Annotated in this window: 16 protein-coding genes and 1 other annotated feature; of the genes, 3 read left to right on the plus strand and 13 right to left on the minus strand. The window is 33.5% G+C overall.

Annotation, left to right across the window (positions count from 1 at the left end):
- Positions 1 to 9 precede the first annotated feature (9 nt).
- The gene (locus tag ACFVRR_RS11075; RefSeq protein WP_056473344.1) at positions 10 to 288 is read left to right on the plus strand and encodes a YtzH-like family protein; all 279 of its coding nucleotides are present in this window, start codon (positions 10 to 12) and stop codon (positions 286 to 288) included.
- Between the two features lie 27 nt (positions 289 to 315).
- On the opposite strand, the gene ACFVRR_RS11080 is transcribed toward ACFVRR_RS11075, so the two are convergent.
- From ACFVRR_RS11080 to pepV, 5 genes are all read right to left on the minus strand, one after another.
- Positions 316 to 1,107, minus strand: a complete 792-nt coding sequence (locus ACFVRR_RS11080) for a phosphotransferase family protein (protein WP_387328169.1) — start codon at positions 1,105 to 1,107, stop codon at positions 316 to 318.
- Positions 1,108 to 1,244: 137 nt separating this feature from the next.
- On the minus strand, positions 1,245 to 3,410 hold the full coding sequence (gene pulA / locus ACFVRR_RS11085; protein ID WP_387328172.1) for a type I pullulanase: 2,166 nt from the start codon (positions 3,408 to 3,410) through the stop codon (positions 1,245 to 1,247).
- Between the two features lie 207 nt (positions 3,411 to 3,617).
- Positions 3,618 to 4,169 carry an RNA 2',3'-cyclic phosphodiesterase gene (gene thpR / locus ACFVRR_RS11090; protein ID WP_387328175.1) on the minus strand — a complete coding sequence of 184 codons (552 nt, stop codon included), beginning with the start codon at positions 4,167 to 4,169 and terminating at the stop codon, positions 3,618 to 3,620.
- Between the two features lies 1 nt (position 4,170).
- Positions 4,171 to 5,358, minus strand: a complete 1,188-nt coding sequence (locus ACFVRR_RS11095; protein ID WP_387328178.1) for an MFS transporter — start codon at positions 5,356 to 5,358, stop codon at positions 4,171 to 4,173.
- Positions 5,359 to 5,492: 134 nt separating this feature from the next.
- The gene (gene pepV / locus ACFVRR_RS11100) at positions 5,493 to 6,896 is read right to left on the minus strand and encodes a dipeptidase PepV (RefSeq protein ID WP_387328181.1); all 1,404 of its coding nucleotides are present in this window, start codon (positions 6,894 to 6,896) and stop codon (positions 5,493 to 5,495) included.
- A 307-nt stretch (positions 6,897 to 7,203) separates the two neighbouring features.
- On the opposite strand from pepV, the gene ACFVRR_RS11105 reads away from it, so the two are divergent.
- On the plus strand, positions 7,204 to 7,404 hold the full coding sequence (locus tag ACFVRR_RS11105; protein WP_056473526.1) for a DeoR family transcriptional regulator: 201 nt from the start codon (positions 7,204 to 7,206) through the stop codon (positions 7,402 to 7,404).
- Between the two features lie 140 nt (positions 7,405 to 7,544).
- On the opposite strand, the gene ACFVRR_RS11110 is transcribed toward ACFVRR_RS11105, so the two are convergent.
- A complete protein-coding gene (locus ACFVRR_RS11110) occupies positions 7,545 to 8,267 on the minus strand; it encodes a pseudouridine synthase (RefSeq protein WP_387328184.1) in 723 nt (240 codons plus the stop codon).
- Positions 8,268 to 8,473: 206 nt separating this feature from the next.
- On the minus strand, positions 8,474 to 10,093 hold the full coding sequence (locus ACFVRR_RS11115; RefSeq protein ID WP_097979219.1) for a putative polysaccharide biosynthesis protein: 1,620 nt from the start codon (positions 10,091 to 10,093) through the stop codon (positions 8,474 to 8,476).
- A 151-nt stretch (positions 10,094 to 10,244) separates the two neighbouring features.
- On the opposite strand from ACFVRR_RS11115, the gene ACFVRR_RS11120 reads away from it, so the two are divergent.
- Complete coding sequence (locus ACFVRR_RS11120; RefSeq protein WP_387328339.1) at positions 10,245 to 11,516, plus strand: BaiN/RdsA family NAD(P)/FAD-dependent oxidoreductase; 1,272 nt, start codon at positions 10,245 to 10,247, stop codon at positions 11,514 to 11,516.
- A gap of 234 nt (positions 11,517 to 11,750) precedes the next feature.
- Here the strand turns inward: ACFVRR_RS11120 and ACFVRR_RS11125 are convergent, their stop codons facing one another.
- The 6 genes from ACFVRR_RS11125 to ACFVRR_RS11150 all read right to left on the minus strand — a co-directional run bounded on the left by ACFVRR_RS11125 (position 11,751) and on the right by ACFVRR_RS11150 (position 17,319).
- Positions 11,751 to 11,966, minus strand: coding sequence for a DUF2553 family protein (locus ACFVRR_RS11125; protein WP_069034724.1), 216 nt, complete (start codon positions 11,964 to 11,966; stop codon positions 11,751 to 11,753).
- A 199-nt stretch (positions 11,967 to 12,165) separates the two neighbouring features.
- Complete coding sequence (locus ACFVRR_RS11130; RefSeq protein WP_286133694.1) at positions 12,166 to 12,462, minus strand: rhodanese-like domain-containing protein; 297 nt, start codon at positions 12,460 to 12,462, stop codon at positions 12,166 to 12,168.
- Positions 12,463 to 12,629: 167 nt separating this feature from the next.
- The gene (gene leuS, locus ACFVRR_RS11135) at positions 12,630 to 15,047 is read right to left on the minus strand and encodes a leucine--tRNA ligase (RefSeq protein WP_387328190.1); all 2,418 of its coding nucleotides are present in this window, start codon (positions 15,045 to 15,047) and stop codon (positions 12,630 to 12,632) included.
- 79 nt (positions 15,048 to 15,126) lie between these two features.
- Positions 15,127 to 15,344, minus strand: a binding site (T-box leader).
- Between the two features lie 65 nt (positions 15,345 to 15,409).
- Positions 15,410 to 16,609, minus strand: coding sequence for an MDR family MFS transporter (locus tag ACFVRR_RS11140; protein ID WP_387328193.1), 1,200 nt, complete (start codon positions 16,607 to 16,609; stop codon positions 15,410 to 15,412).
- A gap of 235 nt (positions 16,610 to 16,844) precedes the next feature.
- Positions 16,845 to 16,994 (minus strand): glycogen biosynthesis protein GlgD, encoded by a 150-nt coding sequence (locus ACFVRR_RS11145; RefSeq protein WP_097979244.1) that lies wholly within the window; start codon positions 16,992 to 16,994, stop codon positions 16,845 to 16,847.
- 61 nt (positions 16,995 to 17,055) lie between these two features.
- Positions 17,056 to 17,319, minus strand: a complete 264-nt coding sequence (locus ACFVRR_RS11150; RefSeq protein WP_387328342.1) for a DUF2524 family protein — start codon at positions 17,317 to 17,319, stop codon at positions 17,056 to 17,058.
- Positions 17,320 to 17,437 lie beyond the last annotated feature (118 nt).

The raw sequence follows: 17,437 nt of genomic DNA on the forward strand, positions 1-17,437 counted from the left end.
TGTGAATTTATGCCTTTAAATCATGAACATCAATTAACAATATTACGAGATATTTTAATGAATCATCAATCTGACTGTTGTGGAACTATATCAGAATGTGAGCAATTAGAAAGACTTGTTCAATCCTTATTAACGAACGACCAAATAACAGATGATGTAAAAAGCATGTTAAATGACGTTTATTATTATAGTCAGTCTGGAAAGTATTCTGCTGATTTAGATCAGCACATTACAAACCACCAAAATCAACTCTCTCAATGGGTGACTGATTTCAATACTTATTCCTAATCTATATGACAATTTCCGAGGAAATTTTTATTTAATTAATATCTTCTCTAGCAGGCTCTTCATTTTTTGAGTCTGCTTTTCATTTTCTCGAAGAGTATACCATTTAATCCAAATAATTGTTTGAGCGACTACATACCAAGTCATTCGATTTAATAGGTCATCAGTTAATTTTATTCCATAATTTCGAAGCCATTTGTCCCAATCATTCTGTTCTACATAGGTGAATAAAAACATGCCCAAATCAAATGCTTTATCAGCAATGATTGCCTCATCCCAATCAATTAAATATAAATTATTTGTCTCAGTAAGTAGCCAATTATGATGATTTAAATCACTATGACAAACGACTAAATCCTCTGAATCAAAAGATGGCATATTTTCCTCTAAATATTCGATACCTTTTACTATGATCTGGCTTTGTGTAAACTCTTCAGTAAGATTACCTACGATTGTTTGTAGTAAATCCTGAGGTTCTAAAGGATTAATCCCTAGCTTCGTTAACATATATAACAATTCTTTGGAAGAATGGATACGATGTAAAAATTGCGCAACCCCTTTCACAGAGAGCTCATAAGGTTCTAAACTACGTGCAATCACCCACTCTTGAGCAGTAAGTACATCACCATTTTCTAGTCTTCTAGTCCAAACTAATTTTGGAACAAAGCCAGCTGCTGATAAAACTGCTAAAAAAGGAGAAGAATTTCGTTTTAGAAATAATCTCTTATCATTATTTTCTGCTATATACGCTTCACCAGTAAATCCACCGGCTGGCGAGATTGTCCATTCTTTTCCGAGTATTTCTTGTATATGATTATCCATTGTCCCGTTCCTTGTTGTTATATATGTTTGTATTTAAAATTATTTTATTACAAAAAGAAAGATAGCCTATTACAATCAGCTGTAATAAGCCATCTTTTACAAGTTTACATTGTTTAATTAGAATCTGCAAGTAGTTGCTAGTATTTTACTAATACAACTGTCGAAAGCGATGGCATTGGTAATTTATTACAATCCACTTTCATCCCTTTATTAACATAATGATTATGACCATCCCATATAAATTCCCAATTGTCTTCTTCATTTCCTAAATCAATATAAATATCAGTAAGACCATTATGAAATAACACCATTATCTCTTTAACTTGGTCGATTTCTTCTAATCCGCTAATTCGGTACCCAATTAGATCTCGATGAATATTGACTGGCGTTACATACTTTTCTATTTCTTCTTTTAAAGAAAAACGGAAACTATTAAAGCGCTTTCGAATTGCGATAAATTCTTTAACTATTTCAATCGATGACGCTTCACGTTCTGCTCTTGCCCAATCAATACTATTTATTGTGTCGCCTGAATTATAACTGTTTTCGATCCCCTTTTTTGTTCGAAAAAACTCTTGGCCACTATGCAGAAACGGTACACCGAACGAAAATAATACAATACTAGTTCCAAGTAAATGCCTTTTCTTAAGTATTTCCTCATTCTCTTTCTGATTGGAAAGCTTTAATCTGTCCCACATAGTGTGATTATCATGTGATTCAACATAATTGATCGATTGATATGGCTCTTTAAATAAATTTACTTGTTTATTAATCCCAACACTTCCTAAAAGTAAATCGGACAAGTAATCATTATGAATATTATTGCCTTGTATAAACCCTATTTCTTGAAATGAAAAAGTACTTCCTTTTATTCCATCGCGAAATTTATCATTAAAAAACCCAACCATTGAAAGTTGATGACTTTGGTTTATCGTTGCTTTTCGAGAAGATGGACTTAATGATGTATTTAAATCCCAACCTTCTCCAAAAATGATTATTTCTGGTTTTAAGATTGTCAGTTCCGTTACAATTTCATTCATTGTATCCGTATCCAATATTCCCATTAAATCAAACCTAAACCCATCGATGTCATATTCTTTAGTCCAATATTTTATTGATTGTAGAATAAATCGTCTAGCCATCAATCTTTCAGATGCAAAGTCATTCCCTACTCCTGTTCCATTCGATGGTAAACCACGTTCATCTTGTCTAAAATAATATCCTGGTACAATTTTTTCAAATTGGCTAGTTTGTAATTCATAAACATGATTGTAAACAACATCCATAATAATCCGTAAACCATGTTCATGATAAACTGAAATAAGTTTCTTTAATTCATTTATTCTTTCGATTGGTTCATCCGGTTTTAAACTATAACTACCTTCTGGTGCATTGAAATTCAATGGATTGTAGCCCCAATTATAGCTTTGGAAAGGGTTATTTTCATCTATTCCTTCAAAATCAAAAAATGGTAATAATTCAATATGTGTAGCTCCTAGCTTGCATAGATAATCCAAACCTGTTGGAAAACCATTGTACATCGTATCTTTTTCATGAAATCCTTGAAAAGACCCCTTTTTTTGAATCCCACTTAGTGGATGTGAAGTAAAATCTCGAATACTGGCCTCGTAAATAATACAATCAGTATACTTACTTGGTGGTGTACTATTTACCTTACTAACTTTGCTACTCTTGGATAAATCAATTACTACACTATGTTTACCATTTACAGTAACTGCTTTTGCATAAGGATCGACAGCTTCTCGCCAAATCAGATTCACACATACTAAGAAATTATAAACTAATCCGTCACATTCACGATCGATTACTGCTTTCCATGTCCCTTTTCCATCTCGAACCATAGACATTTCAGTAAACTTTTCTTCTTCACCGTATTCTTGATAAATTCTTAACTTAACCTTAGAAGCAGTAGGTGCCCATAATTTGAATTGTGTAGATTTACTTGTGTAAACCGTACCTAAATCCTCCCCATCATAGGCATATTTTTCATCAAAGTCCTTCGAACGAATAACTCCACCTACTTGTAAATCTGTGCGAATACCAAATTCGTCTTCTATCACATACTTTTTTTCTAACAAAAGGACTTCAGTAGTCAAAACAGTATATTTAAAAAATCTATCAAACTCTATTCGAGATACGACAGGAAGCCTAGTTTTCCGACCATCCTCTTCAATTAGTTCAAAATATGACTGCACTGTATGTTTGTTCGATTTGGGAATAATCATTGTTATTTCTTGAAATCCATCTATATAAGCTTCAAAAGCCCTTTTAATATGAAACAACGCTATTCACCATCCAGACTATAAATTTAGAACTTTTACATAATAACTACGCATTTCGTTATTTATTAAATCGATATGATTAGTCTATTCACAAAGAGTTAAAATGGATTCAAAACGCTTTCATGCTTCTTCTGAAAGTATTCGTTAGTTTCTTCAAATATTTCTTATATTCCATCAAATTGTTCAAGATTTTAAATATTATTTTCTCTACTTTAATGAAACGGATTCAGCAATATGGTAACTTGGTTTTTGGGAAGGTTGAATCTTATATAAAATGACTTCATTCACTTTAAATTTTAACGGTTCTTCTTCCCAACTAAGTGGGATTTCAAATTCTTTATCAAACCTATCATTATATTTCTTTGCGATTGTAATATGCGGATTATATGGTCGTTTATCAATTGAAAAACCGCTTTCTTCACATTTCCTACTAATTCTATTTTGTAACTCCAATAATTCAACACTATTCTCTAAACCAAACCACCATACACGTGGCTGTACTTTACTCCCAAAAATACCTAACTGATGAATAGACAAATCAAAACTTTTAAAATTGTTCAGCTCTTTTTGTAGTTGATCCATAAGCTCTACACTTTTTGTATATGTAACTGGACCTAAAAATGATAAAGTAATATGAAAATCATCTTTAAATGTCCATTTCTTTAATGGTAATTTTGAATACCATCTTTTTGAATAATCATCTAAAATTTCTTTTATTTGTATTGGCAAAGGAACAGCAAGAAAATAATGTTCACTCAAATTACGCAATCTCCTTCTTATCTTTTATGTTGGAATCCTTTTTTAAGTATTGCATGATTCCAACTGCAACTATACTTAGAGAACCAAATAAAATATAAATTGCTTTAATTGAAAATGCCTCTGATAAAAATCCACTTATGAAAGTACAGAACCACTCTCCCAATCCTAAGCCTAATCCAGAATAAATTGTAACAGCTGTTGCTTTTAATGAATCCGGTGCTTGATCTCTTACAAACTGGAGAGCTGCTGGAATAAATAATCCAACCGATAGTCCTTGTGTAAGACAAGATAAAAAAAGAATCGAAATCGGAGGATTTGTAAAATAAAAATACCATCTTAAAGCCGATACTAAAGCGGTTGCAATTAATATATTATATATCCCAAAACGATTAATTAATCTCTTAGCTACTTGCAAAAATGGTGCTTCACTTCCTGCAGAAATTAGAAATGCAATACCAACACCTGTTAATGTTCCACCTAAAGATTGAATATATAAACCGAAGTAAGTATTATTTGCACTAATTGGTCCAAAAACTAAAAAGGCACAAATTAAAAATAATAAAAATCTTTTATTAGATAGCAAAATTGGGACTCCTTTTAAGATTGGTTCCCTTTTGCTAATTGTCGTAGCGTTAGGAATAAAAATTGAAATACCTAAGCCGACTAGAATACAAAAAGCAAATACGAAAAATATAATGACTAAACCAAAAACTTCAGCTAATCTTCCTGAAACTAATACAGCTAATGCAAAACCAATTGAGCCATATAATCGAATAGCCCCGTAATTCCCACCTATTTTTTGGACATAATTCAGTGCAATACTATCTGAAAGAGGAATTAAAGCACTTTGTGTCATCGATAACATGATGACAACAAATAAAAGCATGCCATACGAAGTGATTGAAGAATAGAAAAGTGCAATTATAATTGTGGAGATTTGCGCTATAAGCAACATTTTTTTAGGATTAAGCGTCATGTCACTAACCATTCCCCATAGAGGCTGTGAAAAAATAGCAACGATTGGTGTTAAAGACATTAATATTCCAATTTGTGAAGTTGATAAATCCAACACATTTTTAAAGTAAGAAGAAAGTAAAGGTCCTAGCGATCCTATTGCAAAAAATAAACAAAAATAATAGCCCTTAAAAATAAGTAAGATGCTATTTTTACGTGCATGTAATGTGTTCAATATTATTCTCAACTCCCAAAAAAATACATAAAAAAGGGGAGGAAATTTTCTCCCCTTACTGACGAAAAACGCTCGCTTTAACCTTAACTTTATTGTCTCAAAAAATCGAGTCGTTTAATCAGTCTAAAACTATATTACTTAACTAATTCAGCAATCGACTGTGCATAAATTGCAATTGCTTTTAATAAATCATCAATTTCAGCATATTCGTCTTTTTGGTGAGCTACTTCTGGTTTTCCTAAGAATAATGGTCCAAAAGCTACACCTGCACTTAATGAACGTGCGTATGTGCCACCACCGATTGTTAACAATGTTGCTTCCTCACCTGTTTGCTCTTCATATACTTTTTGTAAAGTTTGAATTAATGGGTGATCTTTTGGAACATGGTGAGGCTTTGAATTTTTAATTTCATTAAATTCAAAGCTATATTTACTTCCACGTTCAGTAAGTGTTGTGATAACAAAGTCAATATCAGTAGTCACTGGATAACGTAAAGTTAACCCAAATGAGCCACCATTATTTTCTTCGTATTGCATAATTCCTAAGTTAATAGTTAAATCTCCAGTAATATCATCATTAAACGCAACGCCCATGTTTTTACCACGAGAGTCACCTTTGAAGTTTTCAACGATAAACTTTAAGAATCGATCAGCATTAACATTAAATTCAAATTGATTTAAAAAGCTTGCTAATGCAATACCCGCATTCTTACCTTTATCAGGTTCCATTCCATGTACTGAAACACCTTCTACTGCTAAAACTTGGTGTCCATTTTCTTCAGAAACTTGAGCTTTACATCCTAGCTCACTAATATGTTTTGTAAATGCTTCTTGATCAAAGCTTGGTCCTGAAACGATTGCTTTTGCATAATCAGGTACCATATTTACTCTTCTACCTGAAGAGAATGAAACTAATTTATATTCACTCTCGTTATCTTCATTTAACTGCATTTGTTTGAAATTAATATCTAATATTCCTTTTTCAGCGTAAATGATTGGGAAATCTGCATCAGGTGCAAAGCCCATTGTTGGCATTTCTTCTTTTTCAAAGTAGTGATCAACACAACGCCATTGGCTTTCTTCATCTGTTCCGAGAATCATACGTACACGTTTATTAATTGGTAAACCTAATTCTTTAACAATCTTCATTGCATAATAAGCAGCCATTGTAGGACCCTTATCATCAATTGCGCCTCGTGCATAAATATTTCCATCTTTAATAATTGCATCAAATGGATCATGAGACCAGCCATCTCCAGCAGGTACAACATCTAAGTGACAAAGAATTCCTACTAATTCTTCGCCGCTTCCCATTTCTAAGTGACCAGCAAATCCATCAACATTTTTTGGAATAAACCCGTCTTTTTCACCTAAATTTAACATGTATGTAAGTGCTTCATTAATACCTTTACCCATAGGTGCTTCTTTTGTAATCGTCGCTTCATCATAAACGCTTTCAATATTAAGAAGTTCAATCGTTTGCTTTAAATAATCATCTTTACGTTTTAAAACTTCTTCCATCCAATTAATTTGTGTCATAGAAATACCTCCTTTAATATAAATAGTTTATCACCTTTTAAAATTTAAACATAATTTATTCATTAATGGAACGAAAAAAGAAGGAATATGACACTCTTTGTAGAATATATTACCTTAAACTTGCAAAATGATTACGTTTGCGCAAATTTTCATTAAATTTTTGTATTTTTTTCATAAATTTCGTTATGAAACTACTGAAAAAGAGTAAAATGAAAATATAAGCTTAACTAGTAATATACTTAACTAACCTGTTATGAAACAATGCGGTAGGTAAAGGAGTGGTTTTTTGAATTCTGGAACTTCTCGAATGCTGACTCGAATTAAAGCCATTTACATGTACATTAGTGAAAATGGCACCGTTTCTACAAAAGACCTAGTGGAGGAGTTTGGTATTACACCTAGAACAATCCAACGAGATTTAAACATTTTAGAGTTTAATAATCTAGTTTATAGTCCAAGTAGGGGAAAATGGGCCGTAACAGGGAAAAAAGTAAAAGCTTCTTCGTAAAAAAAGAAAAACAAAAACCTATGATTGTCTTGTCTGACGTCTAATCAAGGGTTTTTGTTTTTCTTTTGGCTCTCTATTAGGGATCCGATTAACTTTATATTTACATTTTGATTCATCTTAACCTATTTATAAGTAACACTTTATTTCTCTTCGTTTACCGACTTTAATAGGTCAATCTCTTCATCAGTCAATTCTCGATATTCACCTAACTCTAATTCTTCATCTAACTTTAAAGGACCCATCTCAAGTCTTTTTAAGTAAGTAACTTTCTTTCCTACTGCTTCAAACATTCTTTTAACTTGATGGAATTTACCTTCCATAATAACTAGTTCGATTTCAGATTCTTCACCGGATTTAAGAATTGTTAAATAACCAGGTTTCGTTAAATAACCATCCTCTAGTGTTACGCCTTTTTCAAATGCTTTAATGTCAGCTTCAGTTACTACTCCATCAATCGTTGCATAATACTTCTTTGGTACGTGTTTTTTAGGAGAAAGTAATTGATGTGCCAAATGACCATCATTTGTAATTAATAACAATCCTTCCGTATCTTTATCTAAACGTCCAACTGGAAATGGCTCGAAAATGATATCTTCATATTCTAATAATCCGATTACAGTCTCATGCTCAGAATCTTCTGTAGCAGATATAACACCTGGTGGTTTGTTCATCATTATATAAACAAACTCTTTGTACTCTACTACTTCACCATTTACCGTTACAACTTGCTGTTCAATATCAACATGCTCTTTCGGGCTTTTTACAATATTATCTCCAACTTTTACAACACCTTGTTTTAGAAGAGACTTTACTTCTTTCCTACTGCCATATCCCATATTGGCTAAAATTTTATCAATTCTCATTAATTAGCACCTTTTCTTTCTAAAATAAAAGTTTAAGAAAACTCGCCGATTAGCGAGCTTTTTTAGCGAAGCCAAAGGCGTAGTTGCATTTATAGGTAATTCCTTAAATGAGCTTCTACGTCGTTTTTCTTCTCCGCTGTCAATTTATACACTCTTAATGTGTAAAAAAAGGTGAACCACTACAAAAGAAGGTTCACCATATATTTTTATCCTCTTTTTCCAAACTTAAAACGATTCTTTAAACGAGCTCCTAAAATAATTTCAAATAAGTTTAATTTGTATGCGACACCTAAATAAACAATGGCCCCTACAATTGCTCCAATGATGACAAGGAACATTGAAATCATTCGACCATCTTTATAAGTCCACCAGAATCCTAATAAGTATTCTACAGCATAAACCGCTCCGGCCATTAAGCCAGATAAGATAATCATAAAGATGATCCTTCTAAACACTTTATTGAAAGAGAACTCCGCATTTTTACGAATATAATAGAAATTGTAAACGATTGAAAATAAATAGCCTAATGCGGTCGCTGATACCGCGCCATAAGTTTTGAATAGATGAATTAATGGTACATTTAATATAATTTTTAATATTACTCCGCCTATTAAACCAATAATCGCATATTTTTGTTTATCTAAACCTTGTAAAATGGCTACATTTACTGTGAAAAGTGAATACAATAAAGCTACTGGAGCATAAAAACCTAGTATACTTCCACCAAGTGTACTTTTTTGATAAAAAGCACTATAAATCGGTTCAGCCAAAACTGATATCCCTACTACAGCAGGAAGTGTTAAGAAAAATACAACCTGGTAGGTTTGGGTAATTTGACTTTGTAGCTTTTTATGATTTTTATTTACGAATGCTTCAGTTATAGCGGGAACAAGTGTTAAACCAAATGCCGTTGCTAATGAAACTGGAATCATTACTAGCTTGTGACTTGTGTATGAAAACATTACATAAGTATTCTCTGCAATATCTTTTAATCCAATTGCTTCCATTGCTCTATTGTAAGTAAACTGATCCACCAATTGATATAACGGGATAGCAAGTCCGACAAACACATATGGAATTGAATAAGAAAATAATTCTTTAAACATTTCTAATTTAGTAGGATAGATTAATCCTTTTGATTTTGGAAGAAGTTCATCTAAATGAACTTTTCGCTTTCTCCAATACCATAGTAAGTTTAAAATACCACCTACAGCACCAATTGTAGCTGCAAACGTCGATAACCCTACTGCTTGAGTAATTGTTCCACCCATAACTTTTAAAATGATATAACTTCCAACTAATGTAAATACAATACGTACAATTTGTTCAATTAGCTGTGAAACAGTAGTTGGGCCTGTTGATTGATGCCCCTGAAAAAAACCTCTATACAAACTTTGAGAAGGTACTAATATTAAAGCAGTACTTACTATTCGCATAACTGAAACTACATCCTCTACACTATTACCTTTTGTATCTTTAGGTATCATAAGAGGTGCGATATAAGGTGCAATGATATATAACGTTAAAAACGAAAAAATACCTGTACATATTAAGAGTAGCTGACTTGCATGAAAAAGCCTTCTACTTGTTTCATATTCTTCAATCGCATTGTACTTTGAAACGAACTTTGCTACAGCTAACGGAACACCTGCAGTAGCTATACTGATGAACAATGTATATGGAACGTAACCATAGTTATATAATGCAGACCCTTTTGAACCAACTAACGCATAAAAAGGGAATGTATAGATCATTCCTAGAAATTTTATTAAAAATGTACCAGCAGTTAATATGAAGGTACCTCGTAGCAATTTTGAATCTGACATAAACTGCCTCCTACCAATTCTCGATCAAACTAACTAATCTATCTTACCATATCATCTAAAAAGAAAAAATTAAAAAATGATAAGAAGTTGGAGCTTACTTGAAATAATGGTAAACTTACTAAAAGAAATTTGTAACGAAAGTAGTGAAATAATGGTTTATGACGTGATTGTAATTGGTGGCGGAACTTCTGGTCTGATGGCTGCAATTAGCGCTGCTGAAAACAAAGCTAAAGTACTTTTACTTGAAAAAGGAACTAAATTAGGACAAAAACTCCTTATATCAGGTGGTGGTCGTTGTAACGTAACAAATCGCTTACCTATAGAGGAAGTTATTAAACATATACCTGGAAATGGCCGATTTTTATATAGCGCATTCTCTATTTATAATAACGAGGATATCATACAGTTTTTTGAAAACATGGGTGTCGCTTTAAAAGAAGAGGATCACGGGAGAATGTTTCCTGTATCAAATGACTCAAAATCAGTATTAAATGCATTAATGCAAAAACTAAAAAAACATCATGTAGATATTCAGACCAATCGAACTGTTAAAGACGTACTCTATGAAGATGGTAAAGTAGTAGGAATCATATTGGATGATCGAACAGTCATTCACTCAAAAAGTGTTGTCCTTGCAGTAGGTGGTAAATCTGTTCCACACACAGGCTCGACAGGTGACGGATATGCTTGGGCAAAAAAAGCTGGTCATACAATAACTGAACTCTTTCCTACAGAGGTACCTATTACTTCAAGTGAAGATTTTATTCAAACTAAATCATTACAAGGCCTTGCTTTAAGAGACATAGAATTAAGTGTACTAAATCCGAAAGGCAAAAAAGTGATAGCCCATAAAATGGACATGCTCTTTACTCATTTTGGAATTTCGGGCCCTGCCGCACTACGTTGTAGCCAATTTGTATACAAAGTACAACAAAAGTTTAAAACAAAAAATGTATCGATGGCGATTGATTGTTTTCCGGGGCAAAACGAGGAATCACTTTTTCAAGACGTAAACAATATTCTTAAAGATGAACCTAAAAAAGCGATTAAGAACGTTCTTAAAGGTTATGTACCTGAACGATATTTACTATTTCTGCTTTCAAAATGTGGAATTGATGAGGCAACTCCTTGTAATGAAATTGCTACGATGAAATTAAGAGAACTTGTCCAATTATTTAAAGGTTTTTCATTTGTAGTAAACGGAACTCTTTCAATTGAAAAAGCATTCGTTACAGGTGGGGGCGTCTCAACAAAGGAAGTTCATCCAAAAGAAATGTCATCTAAAATCATGAATGGTCTTTATTTTTGTGGAGAAATATTAGATATTCACGGTTACACTGGTGGCTATAACATAACCGCTGCATTGGTAACTGGCAGATTAGCAGGAGGATCAGCTGCGGAATATTCTCAAACGAATTTTTAAGAAATAAACAAAGGACCGAACGAATACATTGTTTCGCTAGGTCCTATAATGTTTACATATGGAAAAGCATAAGGATTGATTTTTAAGAAACTTTATAAAAGTTAAACTGTTATTCCACAAACTTATTGCCATAGTTGTATTCGAAAAACAATCAAACTGATTTTCTAGTTTTAACTTATGCTTTTCGCTTATTATATTTTTCTTTGGCACAAATCCACCGTCCCTAATTTAAGGTCAAAGGCGAGCGTTCGATTGTTCGTGTTGCAAGTTCACTAATAAATAGAATCGTCCATCCTCTTCAACATACCCATCTGCCAATTGGAAAGATTGTTTTAAGTCTTTAAAGTAAAACTTTCCAATTAAATACTTTGAAGAATACAACTCCATATGCCCATCTTTAAATTTACCAATTATTTTATCGGTAATGTCAATTTTTAATGTTTTAGGCAAATCAACCCCCTCCTTTCTAACAAGCAAAGACCTCAATGAAAAAATATATGAGGTTCTACTTTAATATATGTCACAACTCCATGGTTAATATTCCTTATGACAAAAAACATTAGCCTAAATTAAAACAATTAAATAAAAAATCCAACAAAAACGTTGGATTTCAGTAGGTAGACAAAATATCGATACAGATAAAAATTTTTTATTTGACCTCGCCTTCCCAGGCCATCATTCCACCTTCCATGTTGATCGCCTTATAGCCTAGCTCATTTAAATACTCACAAACATTCTCACTACGAACGCCTGCCTTACAAATAAAAATGTATTCAAATTCTTTATTAAAAACATCTAATTTGCTCGGAATTTGTCCCATTGGAATATGCACTGCTTCAGGAATTTTCCCATACTCAACCTCATAGTCCTCTCGCACATCTACTAAAAATAGCGTTTCTCCTGAATCTAAACGCTCTTTAACTTCATTTGCAGAAATCGTATTCATCATTGCTCATCCTTTCTTTATAGCAACATCTTAACAACTAATTATTTTCTATGCAAAAAGTAAGTTTAATTCTATCCACCTTAAAGGGGGAGGATGAGTTAGTAGAAAAGCAAAAATAAGAAATAACAAAGAAAAAACCTCAAAAGAGGTTTTTTCAAATTAACTATTTAGTTAGCAACGATATTTACTAATTTACCTGGTACAGCAATGATTTTTCGAACAGTTTTACCCTCAACTTGTTCCTTAACTGCATCATCTGATAATGCAATTTGCTCCATTTGCTCACGAGAAGCATCTTTTGCAACAAGTAATTTTGCTTTTACTTTACCATTAATTTGTACTACGATTTCAATTTCGTCTTCTACAAGCTTAGCTTCATCGTATGCTGGCCATGTAGCATATGCAATTGAATCACTATGACCTAGCTTACTCCAAAGTTCTTCACCGATATGAGGAGCAACTGGTGCTATTAATTTTACAAAACCTTCAACCATTTCTTTTGGTAATTGATCAGCTTTATATGCTTCGTTTATAAACACCATCATTTGTGAAATTGCAGTGTTAAAGCGTAAACCTTCAAAGTCCTCTGTTACTTTCTTTACTGTTTGGTGATATGTTTTTTCAAGACTGCTAGAAGTAACACCTTCTACAATTTTATCTGAAAGCTCTTCATTATCAGTAACAAATAAACGCCATACTCGGTCTAAGAAGCGACGAGAACCATCTAATCCATTTTCTGACCAAGCGATTGATGCATCTAATGGACCCATGAACATTTCATATAAACGTAACGTATCAGCACCATGGCTAGCAACGATATCATCAGGATTTACAACGTTTCCTTTAGACTTAGACATTTTTTCATTATTTTCCCCTAAGATCATTCCTTGGTTGAATAACTTTTGGAATGGCTCTTTTGTAGGAACTACACCTAAATCATAAAGGAATTTATGCCAGAAACGAGCGTATAGTAAGTGAAGAACTGCATGCTCTGCTCCTCCAATATATACATCAACTGGTAACCAATGCTTTAGTAATTCAGTATCTGCGATTGCTTCGTTATTATTTGGATCAATATAACGTAAGTAATACCAGCAGCTTCCGCCCCATTGTGGCATTGTATTTGTTTCACGTCTTCCTTTTTTACCTGTTACTGGATCAACTACATTAACCCAATCAGAAATATTCGCTAATGGTGACTCTCCAGTACCACTTGGGCGAATATCTTCTGTTTTCGGAAGAATTAATGGTAATTCCTCATCAGGAACAACTGTCATCGTACCATCTTCCCAGAAAATTACTGGAATTGGCTCTCCCCAATATCTTTGACGAGAGAATAACCAATCACGTAGACGATACGTAACTTTTTTCTCACCTGCTTTTGAAGAATCTAACCAATCAATTATTTTTTCAAGAGCTTCTTGTTTATTTAAACCGTTTAAGAAATCAGAGTTAACATGTTTGCCATCTCCAGCGTAAGCTTCTTTTTGAACGTCTCCACCTTCAACAACTTCAACGATTGGTAATTTAAATTTAACTGCAAATTCGTGATCGCGCTCATCATGTCCTGGTACTGCCATAACTGCACCAGTTCCATAGCTTGCAAGTACATAATCAGCAATCCAAATTGGAAGCTTTTCGTTATTTACAGGATTAATTGCATATGCTCCTGTGAAAACACCTGATTTATCCTTCGCTAAATCAGTTCTCTCTAGATCACTTTTCGATTTAACTGAATCGATGTATGCTTCGACAGCATCTTTTTGATCAGCTGTTGTAATTTGATTAACTAAATCATGTTCTGGAGCTAATACTACATAAGTTGCACCGAATAATGTATCAGGACGAGTTGTAAATACTGTTACTTTTTCATCGAATCCATCAACATTAAAGTAAACTTCAGCACCTTCAGAACGGCCAATCCAGTTACGTTGCATTTCTTTTAAGCTTTCTGGCCAATCTAATTCTTCTAGATCTTCTAATAATCGATCAGCATAAGCTGTGATTTTTAAGATCCATTGCTTCATTGGGCGACGCTCAACTGGATGTCCTCCGCGCTCACTTTTTCCATTGATTACTTCTTCATTAGCTAAAACTGTACCAAGAGCTGGGCACCAGTTAACTGGGATCTCATCTACATAAGCTAATCCTTTTTCAACCATTCTTAGGAAAATCCATTGAGTCCATTTGTAATAATCAGGATCAGTTGTATTAATTTCACGATCCCAATCATATGAAAATCCTAATGCCTGAATTTGATTACGGAAAGTATTTATATTCTTTTCAGTAAACTCAGCTGGATCATTACCTGTATCTAATGCATATTGTTCTGCAGGTAGACCAAATGCATCCCAACCCATTGGATGAAGTACATTATAGCCTTGCATTCTTTTCATTCTTGAAAGGATATCAGTTGCTGTGTACCCTTCTGGATGACCTACATGTAATCCCGCCCCAGATGGATAAGGGAACATATCAAGTGCATAAAATTTCGGCTTGCTTGTATCGTCAGTTGTTTTAAACGTTTTATTTTCTAACCAATACTTCTGCCATTTCTGTTCAATAGAACCATGATTAAAACTCATATTATTGCCTCCTTTTTTCATGTATAAATGGCTCGGCTGTGGTCCTAGCGGTCTACAAATAAAAAAATCCTCCCATCCCAAAAGGGACGAGAGGATTTCCCGCGGTACCACCCAAATTAATGTAAAAATACATTCACTTGTTTCCGTAACGTGGAACACGACATTTATTACTTGGTAAAAAACCGTTCACAAATGTGGCTTATGGGCGAGTTCATGAATAGAATGGATTGACTTTCACCAACCGTCAACTCTCTAAACCTCTTCATATTCACTACTATTCCCAATCATTGCCGATCATTTAGATTTAATTTATACCATTTTATTATAACCAAAGAAAAAGGTCAATTATACATTGCCTATTTTTAAGAAGCAAAAGTTTGATTATCAGCTTTTACTACTCTTTTTGCTAATCTTTCATAAAGTACAGAAAAGGCCATGCTTATTACTAAAAAGACAACTAATATGATAAATAATACTCTCATATTAAAAGTATCAACAAGTGCTCCTCCAATAACTGGTCCAAGCATTCTTCCAACCGTTGCTGCACTATTTACAATCCCTTGATACATTCCTATACGATCTTTTGGAGCAAGCATATTTGCAATAGTTGGTACTGCAGGCCAGACGAACATTTCTCCAATTGTTAAAATGACCATACCCGTCATAAACATTGAGAAATGATCAGCAGTGCTCACGAGAATAGTCGAAGCGATAAAGAATCCAATTCCAAACAACATTTGCTTTCTCATACTTAACTCAAATTTACGTATCGCATTTGATACGATAGGTTGAGCTAAGACAATAAGTGCACCATTTACAGTCCATAACAGACTATATTTTTTTAATCCAATGTGTAGATTTTGCATTTCTGAAGCAATCGTAGTTTGCCATTGAACATAAACTAACCAACATAAAACATACGCAATACAAACAATCATCAGAGCCTTCATTGAAGGAGTAAATGAGAATTTTTGTTTCTCTTCTTTTTCTACATGGGTTTCTTTTAATTGCTTAGGTTCACCAATATCTTTAAATCCAAATAAAGCTACTAAGAAGAAAATAATATATAATAGCAAATTAGCGGAGAAAATATAATTAATATTAGCGGCCGCAACAACTCCACCTAAAGACGTACCAATCGCAACACCAAGATTTTGAGCTACATAAATTGCGTTAAAAGCTTTACGACCACCCTCTGGCCATGCCGCTCCAACCATCGCATACATTGATGGAAATACAATACCAACACCAAACCCTAATATTACGAAGAAACAACTGTAATATGTCCAAGAATGATTAATAACCAAACCTAATATCGACAAAAACGTAATACTAATACCAGTAAGGATTGACCTATATCCCCCAAATTTATCAAAAAGCAAGCCCCCCAGCATATTTCCAAATACACCGGCCATTGAATTAAACATTAAAATAAGCCCCGCAACAGACAAGGACTTTCCTAAATGAATATGGATGTATACTGTATTGAATGGCCATAAAAAAGAATTACCTGTTACATTTAAAATCATACCGATTAACAAAAACCATAGTTTTTTTGGCATCCCTTACTCCCCTCAAAGCTGTCCCTTTTTATCTATTTTTATCTCGTTAACTCATTAATTGTAGAGGAGAATCTTCCTAGTTTCAAGAGGCACGCATTAAGTGGAGATAGATAAGAAGGACAAAAAACCTAGAAGGTATTAGAGAAGCACCATATAATCCCTAAAATTACCAAAATAAAAAGAAAAAAGGAAGGCAAACCTTCCTTTTCCTTTACACCCTATTCCCTTTTCTACCTTACCCCTGCTTTGATCTCTGTGGTTGACCTTTTTTAGCGTTATTCATTTTGACTTGATCTACTGCTGAAAGTTCACCTGAGAATTCTGTTATCGTTTTATTCTTTGTTGTTTGTTCGGGATTACTACTTTTTGATTTCTTTTTAACCATTTTTGGTTTCCTCCTAAGGATTGCATATTCTTGAACATATTCTTGCATATTCTAGTCTCCTTTAGTGCGGAGTAATAATCATTTGATGTTGTAGCTGTGTTAATTGTCTACGTAAACGATTAAATTCATCTCTATTTTCTAAATTTGCAAGGTTTTCAACTTTTTCTAACTGCATAATTGCTTGCTCAAGCCCTGCCTGTGCTTCAGAATACTCGATTCCGTTAAAATGCTCTTGTCGCATGCCAATTTCTAATTGTTGCACTGCATAATCATAGGCTTGTTTCGCTTGTTGTACTTGGTCTTGTCCGAAATTGCGATCTGTTATTCCCAAGAAAATACCTCCTTTGAGACTTTAATGAAGTATCCGCTATGTAGGTTACCTCAAGGATAGTATTTCCGAACCTTACAATCAGAGTACAATTATTTCTTTACAAATAAGAAAG

Origin of the sequence: Gottfriedia sp. NPDC057948 (assembly GCF_042887255.1) — a bacterium.
Lineage (GTDB): Bacteria > Bacillota > Bacilli > Bacillales > Bacillaceae_G > Gottfriedia.